The following is an 18,471-nucleotide window of genomic DNA, read 5'->3' on the forward strand; positions in this document are numbered from 1 at the left end:
CAAATGTCATTGACCGCTACTGCCATCAGTCAAGAACGGACCTTGGCTATTGTTGCCGAACCGGCGGCCGTCGAAATCGTCGGCATGCACAAGTGGTACGGCGAATTCCATGTGCTGAAGGACATCAACCTGAAGGTGATGCGCGGCGAGCGCATCGTCATCTGCGGTCCTTCGGGCTCCGGCAAGTCGACCATGATCCGCTGCATCAACCGGCTGGAGGAGCACCAGAAGGGCAAGATCATCGTCGACGGCAAGGAGCTGACCAACGACCTGAAGAAGATCGACGAGGTGCGCCGCGAGGTCGGCATGGTGTTCCAGCACTTCAACCTGTTCCCGCACCTGACCATCCTGGAGAACTGCACGCTGGCGCCGATCTGGGTGCGCAAGATCCCGAAGAAGCAGGCGGAAGAGGCCGCCATGCACTTCCTGAAGCGCGTCAAGATCCCCGAGCAGGCGCACAAATATCCAGGCCAGCTGTCGGGTGGCCAGCAGCAGCGGGTGGCGATCGCGCGTTCGCTGTGCATGAACCCGCGCATCATGCTGTTCGATGAGCCGACGTCTGCGCTGGATCCGGAAATGATCAAGGAAGTTCTGGAGACGATGGTGGGTCTTGCCGAAGAAGGCATGACGATGCTGTGCGTGACCCACGAGATGGGCTTCGCCCGCAAGGTCGCCAACCGCGTCATCTTCATGGATCAGGGCCAGATCGTGGAAGAGAACACGCCGGTCGAGTTCTTCGACCACCCGCGCCACGAGCGCACCAAGCTCTTCCTCAGCCAGATATTGGGCTGAGCCAGACGACTACACATCAAAATCGCAAGGTAAATCGCGCAGCGGCCAATTTCAGTGGGAACCGGCCGTAGGCAGCATACATGTGACGTGAATATTGATTGTCAGCATAGGCGGGAGTTGAACGCCTATTTGCGGATAAAAATATTGCGCTACCCCTCCATCTTATGAAACCGTATGCCCCGACTGCCCGTCTGGGTCGTGCGATAGCAAGGACCGTCATCGGTTTCATCAGAGGGATTTGCCGCCATGTCTTCAACCAGATTTTTAGCCGGTGCGTTCGTTGCGCTCGGCCTTTCGGTCGCTTCAGCGAATGCCGCCGACGTCGTCGTCTCCTCCAAGATCGATACCGAGGGCGGAGTGCTTGGCAACATCATCCAGTCGGTCTTGAACGCCAACGACATCAAGACTGTCGACCGCATCCAGCTTGGCGCCACCCCGGTGGTACGCAAGGCGATCATCGCCGGCGAAATCGACATCTATCCGGAATATACCGGCAATGCCGCCTTCTTCTTCGAGAAAGGCGACGATCCGCTCTGGAAGGATGCCGCAAAGGGCTATGCCGAGGCCAAGAAGCTTGACTACGACGCCAACAAGATCGTCTGGTTGACGCCATCACCGGCCAACAATACCTGGGCGATCGCACTGCGGAAGGATGTCGCCGACGCCAACAAGCTGGTTTCGTTCTCCGACTTCGGCAAATACGTATCGGGCGGCGGCAAGGTCGTGCTGGCCGCGTCTTCCGAGTTCGTCAATTCTGCGGCCGCCTTGCCGGCTTTCCAGACTACCTACGGCTTTACGCTGAAGCCGGACCAACTCATCACCCTATCGGGCGGCGATACGGCAGCGACCATTGCGGCCGCCGCCAACCAGACCAACGGCGCCAATGCGGCTATGGTCTATGGCACCGACGGCGGCATCCAGCCGTCCGGTCTTGTCGTGCTGACCGACGACAAGAATGTGCAGCCGGTCTATCAGCCGACCCCGATCATTCGCGAGGCTGTGCTGAAGGAAAACCCGAAAATCGAGGAAGTGCTCAAGCCGGTGTTCGAGAAGCTCGATCTCGTGACGCTGCAGGAACTCAACGGCCGCGTCCAGGTCGGCGGCGAGCCGGCAAAGGCGGTCGCGGAAGATTTCCTGAAGAAGAACGGCTTCCTCAAGTAGCGAGCGGTTCCGGCGCGCCTTCTGGGCGCGCCGAACCTGAAGGGCCAGGATCGTGGGCATTCGCTTCGACAAGCTGGGCGTGGTGATTGCCGCGATTGCCGCCTATGCGGCCTTTCTCGCGCCCTTCGCCACGTTTCGAGCCAATCGTATCGTGCCGGGCGAGGGACGTTTTATCCTCGACGCGCTTCCGGTCGTCAGCGGACCGTTGCTGCTGGCGCTTGTCATCGCAGCCATCGTCGTGGCGCTGTTGAAGACGCCCCTGGCCTTGCGTCTGATTGCAAGTGTTGTCCTGCTGGTGGCCCTCGCGCTGGCCATCGGCGCGGCTGGCAGCTTCCTCACGCCGCCCGGCAACACGTTCGCCCGGATTTCACCAGCCTCCGGCTTCTGGTTGCTGATTTTCGCCTTCACGCTGCTTCTGGCCGATGTACTGGCGCGGCTGGAGCTGTCGCCGTTTGTGCGCCTCGCCGTTCTTTTGGTTGCCGCGGTGGTGGTCGGCGCCCTTTTGGCATCCGGCGTGTGGGACAGCCTCTCCATTCTCAAGGAATACACAAACCGGGCTGATAGCTTCTGGGCCGAGGCGCGCAAGCATGTGACGCTGGCCCTGGGGTCGCTGGTGGCTGCCGTGGTCATCGGCTTGCCGCTCGGCATTCTCTGCCACAGGGTCGAGGCGCTGCGGGCAGGGGTGCTCAACGTGCTCAACATCATCCAGACCATTCCCTCGATCGCGCTGTTCGGCATGCTGATCGGTCCGCTTGGCTGGGTGGCACTGCATGTGCCAGGGGCGTCCGAGCTCGGCATCCGCGGCATCGGCACCGCGCCGGCTTTCGTCGCGCTGTTTCTCTATTCGCTGCTGCCGGTGGTCGCGAATACGGTGGTGGGCCTGGCCGGCGTGCCGAAGGCCGCCAACGAGGCGGCACGCGGAATGGGCATGACGGACCGACAACGCTTGTTCGGCGTCGAGTTCCCGCTTGCCTTCCCCGTGATCCTGACCGGCATCCGCATCGTTCTGGTGCAGAATATCGGCCTTGCCACCATTGCAGCCCTCATCGGCGGTGGCGGTTTCGGCGTCTTCGTCTTCCAGGGTGTCGGCCAGACGGCGATGGATCTTGTGTTGCTCGGCGCTGTGCCGACGGTCGCCCTGGCCTTCGTGGCGGGCATCGTGCTCGACGCCATCATCGAACTCACCGCAACAGCCAGGCGCAAGGAAGCGATCGCATGATCGAGATCGAACACATCACCAAGCGCTACGACAAGCAGACCGTGGTCAACGATGTGTCGATGGTGATTGAACCGCACACGATTGCGGCGATCGTCGGCACCTCTGGATCCGGCAAGACGACGCTGCTTCGCATGGTCAATCGGCTGGTGGAGCCGACAGCCGGCACGATCAAGCTGGATGGTGTCGACAACCATTCGCTGCCCGGCTACGAGCTGCGCCGTTCCATAGGCTACGCCATCCAAGGCCATGGTCTTTTCCCCCACCGCACCGTGGCGCAGAACATCGCCACGGTGCCGCTGCTGCTCGGTTGGGACAAGGAACGCATCGATGAGCGCGTCGACGAACTGCTGAAGCTTTTCCAGCTCGATCCTGCCGATTTCAGCCAGCGCTACCCGCACGAACTATCCGGCGGCCAGCAGCAGCGCGTCGGTGTCGCGCGTGCGCTCGCCGCCAAACCGAACGTGCTTTTGATGGACGAGCCGTTCGGCGCGCTCGATCCGATCATTCGAACCAAGGCGCAGGAGGATCTGCTCGCCATCCAGAAACATTTCGGCACCACCATCATCCTGGTCACGCACGACATGGAGGAGGCGGTGCATCTGGGCCACAAGATCGCCGTGATGGATGGCGGCAAGCTGGTGCAATACGCAAAACCCGCCGAGATTCTCGCAAAACCGGCCAGTTCCTTCGTCGAAACACTGGTCGGTTCATCCGAGCGGCCGTTTCGGCTGCTGTCGCTCGGTCGCGTCGGCGATGCGGTGGAGAAGGGCAGTGCAGAGGGCGAAGCCATTCCGGCAGACGCCAGCCAGCGCGATGCGCTGGCTGAACTGCTCTGGTCCGGCCGACCGGCGTTGCCGGTCAAAGGCGCCGACGGCAAGGCGCTCGGCCGCGTCACCGTCGACGGCCTGGTAAAACTCGCGGCGAGGCCGGCATGAAGACGTTCCTGCCGGCGGCATTGCGTGTGATCCTGCTGGTTTTCCTGGTGGCGTTCATCGTCAATCCAGCTTGGTTCGAGCCGCTGTTCAAGCCGCTGACAGAAAACAATGCGCCAGCGATTTACAATCAGGGCAGCCTGCTGTCGTTGACCCTGCAGCATCTGGGTACCGTGGCGGTGGCCACGATCGCGGCGATCATCGTCGCCATCGGCCTTGCCATCCTGGTGACCCGGCCCTTCGGCGCCGAGTTCCTGCCGCTGTCGCGCTCGCTGGTCAATATCGGCCAGACTTTCCCACCGGTGGCAGTGCTGGCATTGGCCGTACCTGCGGTCGGCTTCGGGGAAAAACCGACATTGATCGCGCTTTTCCTCTACGGGCTGCTGCCGATCTTCGAGAACGCGCTGACCGGACTCACAACGCTGCCCTCCAACATCGTGGAGGCGGCGCGAGGTGCCGGCATGACCAATCGCCAGAAGCTGCTCAGAGTGGAACTGCCGCTCAGCCTGCCGGTCATTCTGGCTGGCATCCGTCTATCGGTCGTGATCAGCCTGGCAACTGCCACCATAGGGTCCACCGTCGCAGCCAAGACGCTGGGCGAAGTCATCATCGCCGGATTGATCTCCAACAATCTTGCCTTCGTCGTCCAGGGTGGTCTCATCGTGGCTGGCCTTGCCGTCTTCATCTATGACGGACTGATGGCCCTGGAACGTGTCGCTGCAAGACGGATGGGCCAAGCTGCCCACTGATTATCGCCGGCCGATGGGGATTGCCGCTCAGCGCCTCGGAGAGGCCGCCGGATAGTCGAGGGTGATTTCCAAATTTGTGCTGTTTGCGGCAGCGACCCACCGACGCCGGATGATTGAAAAATCATGGCGCACGCCCTTGCCGGCCTCCAGCGATACAAGATCGCCGTTGGCACAGCCTTCCGGTAGCCGCAACAGATCGAGCGCTGTTGCCAGATCATGGTCTCTCACATGACGGTCCGCGCTTGCGGTCAGGACTATCGTCGTGGTGCGCATTGCGTGATCGGCGGGACTCGGTGATCCTGCTTTACCGTGACCAGAATCATCGAAAGCAGAAGGGGCTTTTGCCATGACGTCACGTCTTTCCAAGATCACCATGTGCCTGTGTCTGGCGGCCTTCGCCTTCCTCGTCGCCTTTGGCAACATCACCGACTATGGCTCGAACTTTGCCTTTGTCCAGCACGTGCTCTCCATGGATACAACCTTTCCGGGCAACGCGCTGATGTACCGCTCGATCACCAATCCCACCCTTTGGACTGCGGGTTATTGGCTGATCATCTTCGGCGAGGCGCTGACCTGCCTGCTGTTCCTGATCGCCGCATGGAATTTATGGAGCGCTCGCAGGGGGAGCGGCCAGGCATTCAACAGCGCCAAGAAATTCGCCATCATCGCCACCACCATGGGGTTCCTGGTCTGGTATTTCGGGTTCATGGTGATTGGCGGGGAGTGGTTTGCGATGTGGCAGTCACAGACTTGGAACGGGCAGGAGGCTGCCTTCAAGTTCTACATGACCATGCTTGTCGTTCTGATCTTCATCATGCAACCAGACGGCGATCTCCAGCAGTAATGGCGTAGTCGAACGCACTCGCCAATCTCGCCTGAATAGTCACGGCGTGGCGGGTGACATGCGGGTACGGCCCATAAGGGCGCGGTAAACTGTCGCAGGCAAATGCGGGCAAATGTCGCACGCCGGCTTGACGGTCGAGACCGTGGCTTTGCATAAATCGATCGAGGGGTCGGGATTCCGCTCGGGAATCTCGGTTCGAACGGCCTGGGGAGGAGGTCTGCCGGGCCATAGATCGAGGAATAATCCGCAAATGACCATGCTTTATGTCGTCATCCTCTGCGGCGTGCTTTCGGTCGTCTACGCCATCTGGGCTACACAGTCCGTGCTGGCGGCCGACCAGGGCAACGCGCGTATGCAGGAAATCGCCGCGGCCATCCGCGAGGGTGCGCAAGCCTATCTGGCGCGCCAATACACCACCATTGCCATCGTCGGGGTCGTCGTGTTCCTGCTGGCCTGGTGGCTGCTGTCGGGTACCGCCGCCATCGGCTTCCTGATCGGTGCCGTGCTTTCGGGCGCGGCAGGCTTCATAGGCATGCACGTTTCGGTGCGCGCCAATGTGCGCACGGCGCAGGCCGCGTCGAACAGCCTGGGTGCGGGCCTCGACATCGCCTTCAAGTCGGGCGCCATCACCGGCATGCTGGTTGCCGGTTTGGCGCTGCTCGGCGTCTCCGTCTACTACTGGGTACTGACCGGCCCGCTGGGCTTGGCACCCGGCGACCGTACCGTCATCGATTCGCTGGTGGCCCTGGGCTTCGGTGCCTCGCTGATCTCGATCTTCGCGCGTCTCGGCGGCGGCATCTTCACCAAGGGTGCCGATGTCGGCGGCGATCTCGTCGGCAAGGTGGAAGCCGGCATCCCGGAGGATGATCCGCGCAATCCTGCCACCATCGCCGACAATGTCGGTGACAATGTCGGCGACTGCGCCGGCATGGCTGCCGACCTGTTCGAAACCTACGCGGTGACCGTGGTTGCCACCATGGTGCTCGCAGCGATCTTCTTTGCCGGAACCGATGTGCTGTCGAGCATGATGCTTTATCCGCTGGTCATCTGCGGTGCCTGCATCATCACCTCTATCGTCGGCACCTTCTTCGTGAAGCTCGGCGCCAACAGCTCAATCATGGGTGCGCTCTACAAGGGCCTGATCGTCACCGGCATTCTGTCGATCGTCGGTCTTGGCGCTGCCACGTCGATGACCATAGGCTGGGGTCCGATCGGCACCGGTGCGCATGTCGTGACCGGCACGAACCTGTTCATCTGCGGCCTGATCGGCTTGCTGGTGACGGCGCTGATCGTGGTGATCACCGAATACTACACCGGCACCGACAAACGTCCGGTCAATTCGATCGCCCAGGCCTCGGTCACCGGCCATGGCACCAACGTCATCCAGGGGCTCGCGGTTTCGCTGGAATCGACGGCATTGCCAGCCATCGTCATCGTCGGCGGCATCATCGCCACCTTCCAGCTGGCAGGCCTGTTCGGCACGGCGATCGCCGTCACCACCATGCTCGGCCTTGCCGGCATGATCGTGGCGCTCGACGCCTTCGGTCCGGTCACCGACAATGCCGGCGGCATTGCCGAAATGTCCGGCTTGCCCAAGGAAGTGCGTCAATCCACCGACGCGCTCGACGCTGTCGGCAACACCACCAAGGCCGTGACCAAAGGCTACGCCATCGGTTCGGCCGGCCTCGGTGCTCTGGTGCTGTTCGCGGCCTATTCCAACGACCTGCAGTATTTCGCGGCCAATTCCGCGCAATACCCTTACTTCTCCGATCTCGGCACGGTCTCTTTCGACCTGTCGAATCCCTATGTCGTTGCGGGTCTGATCTTCGGCGGCCTGATCCCATATTTGTTCGGCGGCATCGCCATGACAGCGGTGGGACGCGCGGCGGGTTCGATCGTGGAAGAGGTGCGCCGCCAGTTTCGCGAGGATCCGGGCATCATGAAGGGCACGTCCAAGCCCAACTATGCGCGGGCAGTCGATCTTTTGACCCGGGCGGCGATCAAGGAAATGATCATTCCGTCACTGCTGCCGGTGTTGGCGCCGTTGATTGTCTATTACGGTGTTCTCCTGATCTCGGGCTCCAAGGCTTCGGCTTTTGCTGCCCTCGGCGCCTCGCTGCTCGGCGTCATCGTCAACGGTCTGTTCGTCGCCATTTCGATGACCTCGGGTGGTGGTGCCTGGGACAACGCCAAGAAGTCGTTCGAGGATGGCTTCACCGACAAGGACGGCGTCAAGCACCTGAAGGGCTCGGAGGCGCACAAAGCCTCCGTCACCGGCGATACGGTTGGCGATCCCTACAAGGACACCGCCGGTCCGGCCGTAAACCCTGCCATCAAGATCACCAACATCGTGGCGTTGCTGCTGCTGGCTGTACTGGCGCACAGCTAGTGCCTGTCGGCTGAACAAGAAACCCGCGGGAGCGATCCCGCGGGTTTTGCTTTTGAGGACTATCCTACAGGCTGCGCCAACCCGTTGTGAGGTTAGAGCGCGGCTGCCGGATTGGGCTTGAGCTTGCCGGCACCGGAGATGATCTGGCCGAGGAAGTTCTGGTCCTTGCCGCCGGTCGGCGTCGTGCGCGAAATGAAGTCGAACACCCGGCCGTCCTTCAGGCCGTAATTGGCAAGTCGGGCGACGCGGCCGTCCTGGCCGAAATAGACCGCCAGCACTTTCTGGTCGACGACGCTTGGATTTGCGAAGGCAACCGCGCGGCGGCGGGTCTGCGAGATGTAGTAGAAGACCTCGTTGTCGAAGGTCGCGGTGGTCGACGGCGTGCCGAGCGCCAGCAGCACCTGCTCGCGGCTCGAGCCGACGGGAACCGAATCCAATGTTTGCTGGTCGACGATGTAACCCTGGGTGAGGGTTTCGCCGGGGGTGAGATCCCCGAACATCTTCGACGAATTGCAGCCGGTCAGCGCCGCTGCGATGACAAGCATCGAGGCGACGGAAGCAGAACCTGCCAAGGCGGTCGACTTGAATTTCAATGCGCGCAACGACAACTCCATAGTCCGCTCTCGGGCACCGGCTTGCGCGAGGCGGCAAAACCGGTAAACCAGCTTAGCCGCCGATGCAACAATTGTGCCTTAACAAACAGGTCCCCGGGAGACCGTCCCCAATGTTTCAGCGCCTGTTCGGCCGCGAACGCCATGCCAACCGCGCTATTGTCGAGGCGCTGTACGGACAAATCGTGGCAGCGGCGCGGCAAACTTTCTTTTATTCGCACTGGAATGTGCCCGATACGCCACTCGGCCGTTTCGAGATGCTGTCGCTGCATATGTTCCTGTTCCAACACCGGCTGCATGGCGAGAGCGGCGTACCGGCTGAGCTCGCACAGACGCTGATCGACGAGTTCTTCACCGATGTCGACCATTCGCTGCGCGAACTCGGCATCAGTGACGTTGGTGTTCCGAAACGCATGAAGAAACTGGCCAAGATGTATTATGGCCGCACTGCCGCCTATGCCGATGCGCTGGACCGTGACGACAAAGGCGATCTCGCCACAGCCCTGTCCCGCAATGTCCGCCCCGATGTCGCGGAATGGCCGGAGGCGCCCGACATGGCTGCCTATGTGCTGCGTGCCAGGGAGGCGCTTGCCGCGCAGTCGTCGAAAGCGATCTGTCTCGGCGAGCTTGCCTTTCCGGCTGCCGCTGGTTGAAGGATGACTGCGATGAAACACCAAGAGGAACCACGGAGTTCGGTTTCGTTCGAGGCGCACGTCTCGCGCCTGCCGCAAAAGGGTATGCCGGTGCGCATCGAGGCCGATGCAGCCCAGCGCGAGGCCCTCGCCAGGGAGCATGAGCTTGTCTCCGTCGAACGCTATGTGGCGGATCTCGTGGTCACGCCATGGAAGCGCCACGGCGTGAAAGTGAAGGGCCGCGTCGAGGGCGATATCACCCAGGCCTGTGTGGTGACGCTGGAGCCGGTGACAGCTCATATCGACGAGGAAGTCGAGGGTCTGTTCCTGCCCGAGGATTCGAAACTGGGCCGCCAGGGGTTCGAGGGCGGCGGCGAGATATTGCTCGACGCCGATGGTCCCGACGGCCCGGAAACCTTTACCGGCGATACGATCGACGTCGGCGCACTGGCCGAGCAGTTCTTCGGCCTGGCGATCGATCCTTATCCGCGCAAACCCGGCGTGTCTCTGGAAGCTGCGCCGGAAGAGGCGGAACCCGAAAGTGAATTCCAGAAAAAGCTGAAATCCCTGCTCGGAAAATCCTGAAAGCCAGGGATCGACGACAAAAGCCGGTTGTGCGGTGACTCAAAACCGCTATTTTCGCCGGAAAGTCACGATGGTCCCAAGCCAACCCACGAGATGAACAACGCGTGATAAAAATCTCCATTGATGCCATGGGCGGCGACCACGGTCCCGGCGTGGTCATTCCGGCGCTCCAGACTGTCGCCACCCGCCGCCCGGACATCCGTTTCGTCATCTATGGCCGCGAAGAGATGGTGCGGCCGGAACTGGCGAAATTTCCCGGTCTTGCCGAGAAGAGTGAATTCTTCCATTGCGAGGTTGCCGTCCGTATGGACGACAAGCCAAGCCAGGCATTGCGCCATGGCCGCTGGAAATCCTCGATGTGGAAGGCGATCGAAGCGGTAAAGGCCAACTCCGCCGATGCCTGTGTGTCCGCCGGCAACACCGGCGCGCTGATGGCGATGTCGAAATTCTGCCTGCGCACGATGGCAACCATCGATCGGCCGGCGATCGCCGCCATCTGGCCGACAATGCGTGGCGAGAGCGTGGTGCTGGATGTCGGTGCCACGATCGGTGCGGACGCCCACCAACTGGTCGATTTCGCCATTCTTGGCACCGGCATGGCGCGTGCGGTTTTCGGTGTGGAGCGGCCGACTGTCGGCCTGCTCAATGTCGGCGTCGAGGAGATCAAGGGCCAGGAAGTGGTCAAGGAGGCCGGACGCATGCTGCGCGAGGCCAATATGAACTCGCTTGTCTATCATGGTTTCGTCGAGGGCGACGATATCGGCAAGGGCACCGTCGATGTCGTGGTGACGGAAGGCTTCGCCGGCAACATCGCGTTGAAGACGGCCGAGGGTACTGCACGCCAGATCGGCGGTTACCTGCGCGCGGCCATGGGCCGGACATTGATGGCACGGATCGGCTATCTGTTTGCGAAAGGCGCTTTCGACCTTTTGCGTGAAAAGATGGATGTCAGCCGTTCCAACGGCGGTGTCTTCCTCGGATTGGACGGCGTCGTGGTAAAAAGCCACGGCGGTGCCGATTCGGCAGGGTTTGCAGCGGCGGTGGAACTGGCCTACGACATGGTGCGCAACCGGTTGCTGGATCGCATCGAAGCGGATCTCGATCTGTTCCATGCCCGCAACCCGCAGTCTCCGGCACTCAGAAAGTCTGACGTCGCGGTCGACGAAGAAGGATAGAACAGCTTGATCAGATCAGTCGTGCGCGGCACGGGCCAGGCGTTGCCCCGCCGTATCATGAAGAATGCCGATTTCGAGGGCATGGTCGAAACGTCGGACGAGTGGATCGCCCAACGTACCGGCATCCGCCAGCGTCACATCGCTTCCGATGACGAAACGACGGCTTCCCTCGGCGAGGCAGCGGCGAGGGCGGCACTTGCCGATGCCGGTCTCACACCTGACGATATCGACCTGATCGTTCTTGCGACCTCTACTCCCAACAATACGTTTCCCGCGACCGCAGTCGAGATCCAGCAGCGGCTCGGCATGCGCCATGGCTATGCCTTCGACATGCAGGCGGTCTGCTCCGGCTTCGTCTATGCCGTCACCACTGCCGATGCGTATATCCGCGCAGGGCTGGCCAAGCGGGTGCTGGTGATCGGCTCGGAGACCTTCTCGCGCATTCTGGATTGGAACGACCGCTCGACCTGTGTTCTGTTCGGTGACGGTGCAGGCGCCATAGTGATGGAGACCACCGAAGCGGCGGGTACCATTGCCGATCGCGGTGTTCTGGCCGCCAGCCTTCGCTCCGACGGCACGCACAAGGAAAAGCTCTATGTCGATGGTGGTCCGTCGACCACCGGCACGGTCGGCCATCTCAGGATGGAAGGGCGCGAGGTGTTCAAACATGCCGTCGGCATGATCACCGACGTAATCGAAGCAACGTTCTCGCAGGCCGGCATCACAGCGGACGACCTCGACTGGTTCGTGCCGCACCAGGCCAACAAGCGCATCATCGACGCCTCCGCCAAGAAACTCGGCATCGCCGAAGAGAAGGTGGTGATCACCGTCGACAAGCATGGCAATACGTCCGCCGCCTCGGTTCCGCTGGCGCTTTCGATCGCTGCTGCCGATGGCCGCATCAAGCGTGGCGACCTCGTCCTTCTGGAAGCCATGGGGGGCGGATTCACCTGGGGTGCGGTTCTCATCAGATGGTGAGCGAACCGCACGGTTCGGTTCTTGACCTTGTCGAGTCAATTACTTAGGCTCCGCCCTCGTTTCGTCGATACATTTGAGCACAAGCTGATAGGACGGTCTGATGGGGGGAAAGACACTGACACGTGCTGACCTTGCTGAGGCCGTTTATCGCAAGGTTGGTTTGTCACGCACTGAGTCGGCCGAACTGGTCGAAGCGGTGCTGGACGAAATCTGCGAAGCCATCGTTCGCGGGGAGACAGTGAAGCTGTCCTCTTTCGCCACTTTCCATGTCCGTTCCAAGAACGAGCGCATCGGACGCAATCCAAAGACGGGCGAGGAAGTGCCGATCCTGCCGCGGCGGGTGATGACCTTCAAGGCCTCGAACGTGCTGAAGAGCCGCATCCTGCGCTCGCATCAGGCCGGCAAGACGAAGTCGGGCAAATAGGCAAGAGCCCGACTCTGCGGTTGAAAACCGTCTCCGACTTGATGCCAGGCTTGAATGTCAGGCGATAAATCGCTGAAATAGGTTTCGATTCGACGGGATAGTGTCGAATCTTCGGTTCGTTTGTTCTTTGCGCATTGGATTGACCAACGCATGTGACGACGCGTCCGATCCGATGCCCAGCGCGAGGATCCGCCCATGGACAAGAGCCCCGATGCTTTCCGCACCATTTCCGAGGTCGCCGAAGATCTTGATTTGCCTCAGCACGTCTTGAGGTTCTGGGAGACGCGTTTCAACCAGATCAAGCCGATGAAGCGCGGCGGCGGCCGCCGTTATTACCGGCCGCAGGACGTCGAGCTCATCAAGGGCATCCGCCATATGCTCTACGATCAGGGTTATACCATCAAGGGCGTGCAGAAGCTTCTGCGCGAGAACGGTAACCAGTTCCTGATCGCCATTGGCCATGGCGACGTTGCCGCCGTCGAGGCGATCGCGCAGCGTCGTCAAGCCGAAGAAGTGCCGCTGACGCCTGCGGCGCAGCCTCGCACCGATGACGAGATGCTGGTCGGCCAGCCAACTGCCAAGCCCAACCGCCGCTTCTTTGGTCTCGGCAAGGCCGACGACGAGGGGCCTGTGCAGGCAGGCTCCGGCAAGCTTTCACGTGACAACCGCGCATTGCTGCAGGAAGCGCTGTTCGATTTGCTCGAGTGCAAGCGCCTGCTCGACCAGGTGCGGTGACGGGAAAACCGAACGAAAAATGCCGACTGGCATGAGCCGCTGAGAATTCTCAGTTTTGTCTTCGCAAAATCGCTCGCGAAACAGGTTGACCGGCGAGAGCCTATCACGTACATCGCGACCGGTCCGGAGTGTAGCGCAGCCCGGTAGCGCACTTGACTGGGGGTCAAGGGGTCGTGGGTTCGAATCCCGCCACTCCGACCATTCTTCTCTAAAGCTTGATCCCGTTGATTGGTGGCCGTGAGGCGCTCACGCGTGCGCGTCTGCGAGCGGCTACGCTGCCGGCGCCAGAGACAGAAGCGATACGGATCGCATCGATGTGGCAGGCGCTGGCGAGGAGATCGCCGGGGTGGATTCGGTTGCTTCCATCCTGCTTGGCGGTGCGGAGCGCGGTGCTGGCAAGGTAATCAACCCGCGCTGATAGCGATATTCCAGCGCGATGCCTCCCCAGATCAGGCCGAGAAGCAGGTAGAAGTGGCGCCAGTGATCAGTGTCGATGACGCTGCCGAGCCCGATATGGCCGACATAGACGACGTAGGCGCACAGCACATAGGGTTGCCAGGGCCGGTTTCGCAGCAGCAGGCGGAAGCCGGCAACGATCGTCCACACCGTCAGGATGAGATAGGACACGAATCCCAGCCAGCCATAGTCCATCAGCGTCTTCAGCCAGATGTTGTGGGTGTCTTCGCCATAGATCTTGCCGAACACCAGCGCACCGATGCCGAACGGCTTTTCCAGCGCCAGCATGAAGCCGATGGCATAGCGGGCAAACCGGCCGAGCCGGGCGGTGTCGTAATCTTGCGCCAACTGAGCACGGGTGGTCAGCATTTCGGCCACGCCGGGGATCTGCAGCACGACGATCATCGCAATCATCAGCAGCACCAGTGCGGCAAGGGTCATGACCACTACGCGCAGCCGGAAGCGACCACTGGTGTTTTGCAGGAACACCAGCCCAGTCAGCAGGACGACGGCGACGCCGAACAGACCCCAGGCGCCGCGCGAAAAGGATAGAAAAATGCCGCCGACCACGATCAGCAGCGGCACCGCTATCAGCGGCATGCGCTGCACCGGTCCGGTCAGCAGCCGGTAGAGCAGGTAGATGCCGGGCAGCGCCAGGAAAGGGCCAAAGACGTTCGGATCCTGGAAGGCGCCGGCGGCACGCTCGTATTTGGTGAAGATTTCCGCACCCGGAAAAAGCTTGAAATAGCCGGCGATGCCGAGAACCGACGTGACAACTGCGGCTGTCACATAGGCCAGGAAGATCAGCCTGTAGAGATCGGGGCGACGTTCGACCACGGATGCGAAGAAAACGGCGGTGAAGGCCAGAAACAGTGAGACGGCCAGATAAAGCGGCGTCCATGACAGGTCCGCCATTTGCGTCATGGCGATCATGCCGCCAATATTCATCGTCACCAGCAGAATGAGCAGCGGCACCACGGGTCGCGAAATGTGCAGGCCGAACAACGCCCAGACGCCGATCAGCGCGGCCATGTAGAGCTCATAGGGCGCCGGCTCCTCGATGACGAAGCCGGAGAGCAGGATGCCGAGGATGATGGCACCCGACGACAGCAGCGCGATCAGCTTGGCGTTGACCGCTCCCGATGGCAATTCATGTGTCAGCGCGCTCAATAGGCGTTTTCCGTGTTGAGCAGGCGCACCGGCGTCAACAGCAGGATCTTCAGGTCGAACAGCATCGACCAGTTCTCAATGTAATAAAGATCATACTCGGTACGCATGCGGATCTTTTCGTTGGTGTCCATCTCGCCACGCCAGCCATTGATCTGCGCCCAGCCGGTCACGCCGGGCTTGACGCGGTGGCGGGCGAAATAACCATCGACCACTTCGTTATAGAGAAGGTTGTGCGACTGGGCGGCGACGGCGTGCGGTCGCGGACCGACCAGTGACAGCGTGCCGAACAGCGAATTGAAGAACTGCGGCAGCTCGTCGAGCGAGGTCTTGCGGATGAAGCGGCCGACGCGGGTCACGCGCGGGTCGTTCTTGGTCACGGTCTTCTTGGCGCTGGGGTCGGACTTGTCCGCATACATGGAGCGGAATTTGTAGACCACGATCTCCTCATTGTTGAAACCATGGCGTGTCTGCTTGAAGAGCACAGGCCCTTTGCTGTCCAGCTTGATGGCAATCGCCGTCGCCAGCATGATCGGCGAGAAGGCGATGATGCAGAGGACCGAAAAGACGATATCGAAGGCACGCTTGGCGACCGAATCCCAGTCGTTGATCGGCTTGTCGAAAATATCGAGCATCGGCACCGAGCCGATGTAGGAGTAGGAGCGCGGCCTGAATTGCAACTGGTTGGTATGCGCTGAAAGACGGATGTCCACCGGCAGCACCCAGAGTTTCTTCAAAAGCTGCAGCACGCGTGCTTCCGCAGAGATGGGAAGTGACACGATCAGCATGTCGATCCGGGCGACACGGGCGAATTCGAGCAGTTCCGCGATGGTGCCGAGTTTGGGATAGCCGGCAACCACCGGCGGCGACCGGCTGTCGTCGCGGTCGTCGAAGATGCCGCAGATGCGGATATCGTTGTCGGGTTGTTTTTCGATGGAGCGGATAAGCGTTTCTGCGGCTTTGCCGCCGCCCACGATGACGGCGCGGCGCTCCATGCGCCCGTTGCGCGCCCAGAGGCGCAAAAGGCGTGCCGTAACCAGCCGCATGAGGAAGGTGAGCGCGAAGCCGACAATGAACCATGTGCCGAACAGAAGTCGCGAATAATCCTCGGATATCTTGAGGAAGAACGCGGCGACGGCGAGGGCGGCGAAGGTGCCAGCCCAGATCGACAACAAGCGGCCGAAATTGGAAACAGGCCTGAGCAGCCGGGGAACCTGATAGCAGTCGGCAATTTCGAGAAGCACGATCGCAAGCAGCGAGGCGGAAGCAAAGGTCAGCGTGTATTGCCAGGCGAGATTCCGGAAAAAGCCTTCGTAGAAGACGTAGAGGGTCAGGCCAGACAGGAACAGCAGCGAAAATTCGATCAGGCGCAGCGTGCCGATGACCATCACCGGAGACATGGTGTCGCTGCGGTACTGAGCGGCCACCTGGCGGGCAAGTTCGCTCAAACCGCCAGGGGACGCCTTGTCCGCGGCCGGATTTTCGAACTTGCGCACCGCATCGGCTGAAAAGCGGCTCGCCGGATCGCTTTTGTTCATGGAATAGTCCCCAAGCTGGCTCTCTCTAGCACAGGAGAGCTAATATTCCCTTCCCGGAACCTTTTAAGTTCAAACTTTCAGACGGGTGCCGCCGCTGGCATGCTAGCAGAATGCCGGAGGCTTGTCGCGAAAGCACGAATCAGTTCGGGCTCATGAATGGGCCTGCTTGGGCAGTGCGTCGGCGAGGGCCGGCACGCTGTTGTTTTGGTAGAGATGCGTCGCCTTGTCAGCCTGCAACGACGCCACGCGCTCGCAGTGCCTTCATCACCCGGTCGTGCGGTAATGCTGGGCTGCGGTGGCCATCGCGGCCGATCATCTCGGCATTGGCGACCAGCGCGTTGACGACGGCTTCCTCGGTCGCCTGCACGACCGCGGTATAGAAATCGTCCATGCGGCCCCAGGGAATGAAATCCATGTGGCTGTAGGTGCCGGCGTCGGGCTCACCTCTCGGGAAACGGCCGTTCAGCGCATCGCGATTGCCGGTTGAGAAGGCCAGGAAGATATCGCCCGAGAAATGCGAGCCGGCCGTGCCGGTGCGCGCGAGCCCCAGCGGCACACGCCGGGCGAGTGCCTTGCATTGGCCGGGCAGGAGAGGGGCATCGGTGGCGACGATGCCGATGCAGGAGCCGGCGCCGGCCGGCAGGCTGGCCGCGAAGCTTTCCATCGGGTTGTCGTCCGCAAGTTCCATGCCCAACGGCACGCCGGCAATGGTCAACTCGTTGCGGGACCCGAAATTGGTCTGCAGGAAGACACCGACCGTATAGTCACGATGGCCGTAGTTGACGATGCGCGAAGCGGTGCCGTTGCCGCCCTTGAAAGCATAACAGTTCATGCCGGTGCCGCCGCCGACCGAGCCTTCTTCGATCGGGCCGTTCGTCGCTGCGTCGAGCGCAGCGACGGCATGGCTGCTGGTCACATGTGGCCCGTTGATGTCGTTCAAGTAGCCGTCCCAAGTTTCCGCTGCCACCGGCAGCATCCACTGGCTGGCCACTTCCGGCTTGTTGCGCACCATCCAGTCGATTGTGCCGCGATGGCAAGGGCCGATGGCGTGGGTGTTGGAGATCAGGATCGGCATGTTGAGTGCGCCGGCTTCTTCCAGCCATGACACGCCGGTCATTTCGCCGTTGCCGTTGAAGGAATGATAGCCGGCGGCGATCGCCTGGCCGGCGCCTTCGCGTCCGAGCGGCAGAATGGCGGTGACGCCCGTGCGCACCGGCCCCTTGCCGATTTCCATCTTGCCGTCGCCTGAAACCAGTGTGGTGTAGCCGACCTCGACCGTTGGCACGTCGGTGATCGCATTGAAGCGGCCCGGATTGCCGGTGAAGGGAATGCCGAGCGCCCGGCCGCGCGGTTTGCCAGCGGGCGTGACATGCGAGGTCTCACTCATACGATTTGTCCTTGAGTTCGGTTGTTCAGAAACGATCAGGAAAGGCGGCAACCTGTCGCCGTCTCGGCGTAGGCTGTGAGGATGCGAAGGGCAGTCGGATAGTCGACCGCCGGCACGACGTTCAGAAGGTGGAGGCCGAGGCCGTCCTCGAGAACGACGAGGCTGCGCGCCAGCGTGTCGCTGGTATCGGCAAGCTTGAACGTGCCGGTGATGGCACCCGCTTCCAGGATGCCGACATAGATGGCGACCTGCCGCTCGAACAGAGTGATGTGGCGCGCAGCATAGGCGGCATCGGAGCGGGCATAGGCACCTAGCTCCATCAGCAGTCGGCAGAGCCGGTCGCCGGGATCTTCCGGAATCCCGGTGCGGATCATGGCCCTAAGACGTTCGCGCGGGTCCGAGATCTGCGCGATCGCCACGGCTCTGACCGTGCAGAACCGCTCCACGGCCTGTTTCTGCACATCATCCAGAAGATCCTTCAGGCCCGGATAGTAATAAAGCGCGGCGCTTGAACTCATGCCCGCCTCGTTGGCGACGGCGCGGAGCGTTACGCCGGTGAGGCCATGCTTGGCGATCATCGTTTCGGCCGCATTGATAAGAGTAAGCCGGCGTTCGGCTTGGGCGACGGGTCGGCTCATGTTTCCTCCTGAACGATGTTCAAATTAAAATCGATGTCATGAGCATTGCAAGTGGCTTT

At 61.4% G+C, this 18,471-nt stretch carries 19 protein-coding genes and 1 tRNA gene; 14 read left to right on the forward strand and 6 right to left on the reverse strand.

Going from position 1 to position 18,471, the window contains the following annotated elements:
- Positions 1-3: 3 nt before the first annotated feature.
- The 5 genes from ACFWXH_RS05640 to ACFWXH_RS05660 all read left to right on the forward strand — a co-directional run bounded on the left by ACFWXH_RS05640 (position 4) and on the right by ACFWXH_RS05660 (position 4,853).
- Positions 4-792 (forward strand): amino acid ABC transporter ATP-binding protein, encoded by a 789-nt coding sequence (locus ACFWXH_RS05640; RefSeq protein WP_379118211.1) that lies wholly within the window; start codon positions 4-6, stop codon positions 790-792.
- A gap of 246 nt (positions 793-1,038) precedes the next feature.
- Positions 1,039-1,953: an ABC transporter substrate-binding protein gene (locus ACFWXH_RS05645; protein ID WP_379118213.1), complete on the forward strand. Its 915-nt coding sequence runs from the start codon at positions 1,039-1,041 to the stop codon at positions 1,951-1,953.
- Between the two features lie 52 nt (positions 1,954-2,005).
- The gene (locus ACFWXH_RS05650) at positions 2,006-3,172 is read left to right on the forward strand and encodes an ABC transporter permease (RefSeq protein WP_379118215.1); all 1,167 of its coding nucleotides are present in this window, start codon (positions 2,006-2,008) and stop codon (positions 3,170-3,172) included.
- Positions 3,169-4,107 carry an ABC transporter ATP-binding protein gene (locus ACFWXH_RS05655; RefSeq protein ID WP_379118217.1) on the forward strand — a complete coding sequence of 313 codons (939 nt, stop codon included), beginning with the start codon at positions 3,169-3,171 and terminating at the stop codon, positions 4,105-4,107. The genes ACFWXH_RS05650 and ACFWXH_RS05655 overlap by 4 nt, the downstream gene beginning before the upstream one ends.
- Entirely contained in the window at positions 4,104-4,853 is a 750-nt protein-coding gene (locus tag ACFWXH_RS05660; RefSeq protein WP_379118219.1) for an ABC transporter permease, read from the forward strand. Before ACFWXH_RS05655 ends, ACFWXH_RS05660 begins: the two co-directional genes overlap by 4 nt.
- A 27-nt stretch (positions 4,854-4,880) precedes the next feature.
- Here ACFWXH_RS05660 and ACFWXH_RS05665 read toward each other — a convergent pair whose 3' ends face one another.
- Positions 4,881-5,201: a hypothetical protein gene (locus tag ACFWXH_RS05665; protein ID WP_379118221.1), complete on the reverse strand. Its 321-nt coding sequence runs from the start codon at positions 5,199-5,201 to the stop codon at positions 4,881-4,883.
- Between ACFWXH_RS05665 and ACFWXH_RS05670 the strand changes: the two genes are divergently transcribed.
- Positions 5,200-5,697 carry a DUF2165 family protein gene (locus tag ACFWXH_RS05670; RefSeq protein ID WP_379118223.1) on the forward strand — a complete coding sequence of 166 codons (498 nt, stop codon included), beginning with the start codon at positions 5,200-5,202 and terminating at the stop codon, positions 5,695-5,697. The genes ACFWXH_RS05665 and ACFWXH_RS05670 overlap by 2 nt on opposite strands.
- 250 nt (positions 5,698-5,947) lie before the next feature.
- Positions 5,948-8,086 (forward strand): sodium-translocating pyrophosphatase, encoded by a 2,139-nt coding sequence (locus ACFWXH_RS05675; protein ID WP_379118225.1) that lies wholly within the window; start codon positions 5,948-5,950, stop codon positions 8,084-8,086.
- 92 nt (positions 8,087-8,178) lie between these two features.
- On the opposite strand, the gene ACFWXH_RS05680 is transcribed toward ACFWXH_RS05675, so the two are convergent.
- Positions 8,179-8,688 carry an outer membrane protein assembly factor BamE gene (locus ACFWXH_RS05680; RefSeq protein WP_054311596.1) on the reverse strand — a complete coding sequence of 170 codons (510 nt, stop codon included), beginning with the start codon at positions 8,686-8,688 and terminating at the stop codon, positions 8,179-8,181.
- A 122-nt stretch (positions 8,689-8,810) separates the two neighbouring features.
- Here ACFWXH_RS05680 and ACFWXH_RS05685 point away from each other — a divergent pair, with 122 nt between their 5' ends.
- The 7 genes from ACFWXH_RS05685 to ACFWXH_RS05715 all read left to right on the forward strand — a co-directional run bounded on the left by ACFWXH_RS05685 (position 8,811) and on the right by ACFWXH_RS05715 (position 13,427).
- Positions 8,811-9,350 (forward strand): ubiquinol-cytochrome C chaperone family protein, encoded by a 540-nt coding sequence (locus ACFWXH_RS05685; RefSeq protein WP_379118227.1) that lies wholly within the window; start codon positions 8,811-8,813, stop codon positions 9,348-9,350.
- A 12-nt stretch (positions 9,351-9,362) separates the two neighbouring features.
- Complete coding sequence (locus ACFWXH_RS05690) at positions 9,363-9,914, forward strand: YceD family protein (protein ID WP_379118229.1); 552 nt, start codon at positions 9,363-9,365, stop codon at positions 9,912-9,914.
- Positions 9,915-10,018: 104 nt separating this feature from the next.
- Positions 10,019-11,089, forward strand: a complete 1,071-nt coding sequence (gene plsX, locus ACFWXH_RS05695; protein ID WP_054311516.1) for a phosphate acyltransferase PlsX — start codon at positions 10,019-10,021, stop codon at positions 11,087-11,089.
- Between the two features lie 6 nt (positions 11,090-11,095).
- Entirely contained in the window at positions 11,096-12,067 is a 972-nt protein-coding gene (locus tag ACFWXH_RS05700) for a beta-ketoacyl-ACP synthase III (RefSeq protein ID WP_379118232.1), read from the forward strand.
- A 100-nt stretch (positions 12,068-12,167) separates the two neighbouring features.
- Positions 12,168-12,491 carry an integration host factor subunit alpha gene (locus tag ACFWXH_RS05705; protein ID WP_054311518.1) on the forward strand — a complete coding sequence of 108 codons (324 nt, stop codon included), beginning with the start codon at positions 12,168-12,170 and terminating at the stop codon, positions 12,489-12,491.
- A gap of 195 nt (positions 12,492-12,686) precedes the next feature.
- On the forward strand, positions 12,687-13,226 hold the full coding sequence (locus ACFWXH_RS05710) for a MerR family transcriptional regulator (RefSeq protein WP_101934524.1): 540 nt from the start codon (positions 12,687-12,689) through the stop codon (positions 13,224-13,226).
- Between the two features lie 124 nt (positions 13,227-13,350).
- Positions 13,351-13,427 (forward strand) — tRNA-Pro (locus ACFWXH_RS05715).
- Between the two features lie 69 nt (positions 13,428-13,496).
- Here ACFWXH_RS05715 and ACFWXH_RS05720 read toward each other — a convergent pair.
- The 4 genes from ACFWXH_RS05720 to ACFWXH_RS05735 form a co-directional block, all read right to left on the reverse strand.
- The gene (locus tag ACFWXH_RS05720) at positions 13,497-14,852 is read right to left on the reverse strand and encodes an O-antigen ligase family protein (RefSeq protein WP_379118235.1); all 1,356 of its coding nucleotides are present in this window, start codon (positions 14,850-14,852) and stop codon (positions 13,497-13,499) included.
- Positions 14,849-16,387 (reverse strand): undecaprenyl-phosphate glucose phosphotransferase, encoded by a 1,539-nt coding sequence (locus tag ACFWXH_RS05725; RefSeq protein ID WP_379118237.1) that lies wholly within the window; start codon positions 16,385-16,387, stop codon positions 14,849-14,851. The genes ACFWXH_RS05720 and ACFWXH_RS05725 overlap by 4 nt, the downstream gene beginning before the upstream one ends.
- Before the next feature lie 226 nt (positions 16,388-16,613).
- Positions 16,614-17,774 (reverse strand): P1 family peptidase, encoded by a 1,161-nt coding sequence (locus tag ACFWXH_RS05730; RefSeq protein ID WP_379118239.1) that lies wholly within the window; start codon positions 17,772-17,774, stop codon positions 16,614-16,616.
- A gap of 35 nt (positions 17,775-17,809) precedes the next feature.
- Entirely contained in the window at positions 17,810-18,412 is a 603-nt protein-coding gene (locus tag ACFWXH_RS05735) for a TetR/AcrR family transcriptional regulator (RefSeq protein WP_379118241.1), read from the reverse strand.
- Positions 18,413-18,471 lie beyond the last annotated feature (59 nt).

Origin of the sequence: Mesorhizobium sp. NPDC059054 (assembly GCF_042739215.1) — a bacterium.
Classification (GTDB): domain Bacteria; phylum Pseudomonadota; class Alphaproteobacteria; order Rhizobiales; family Rhizobiaceae; genus Mesorhizobium.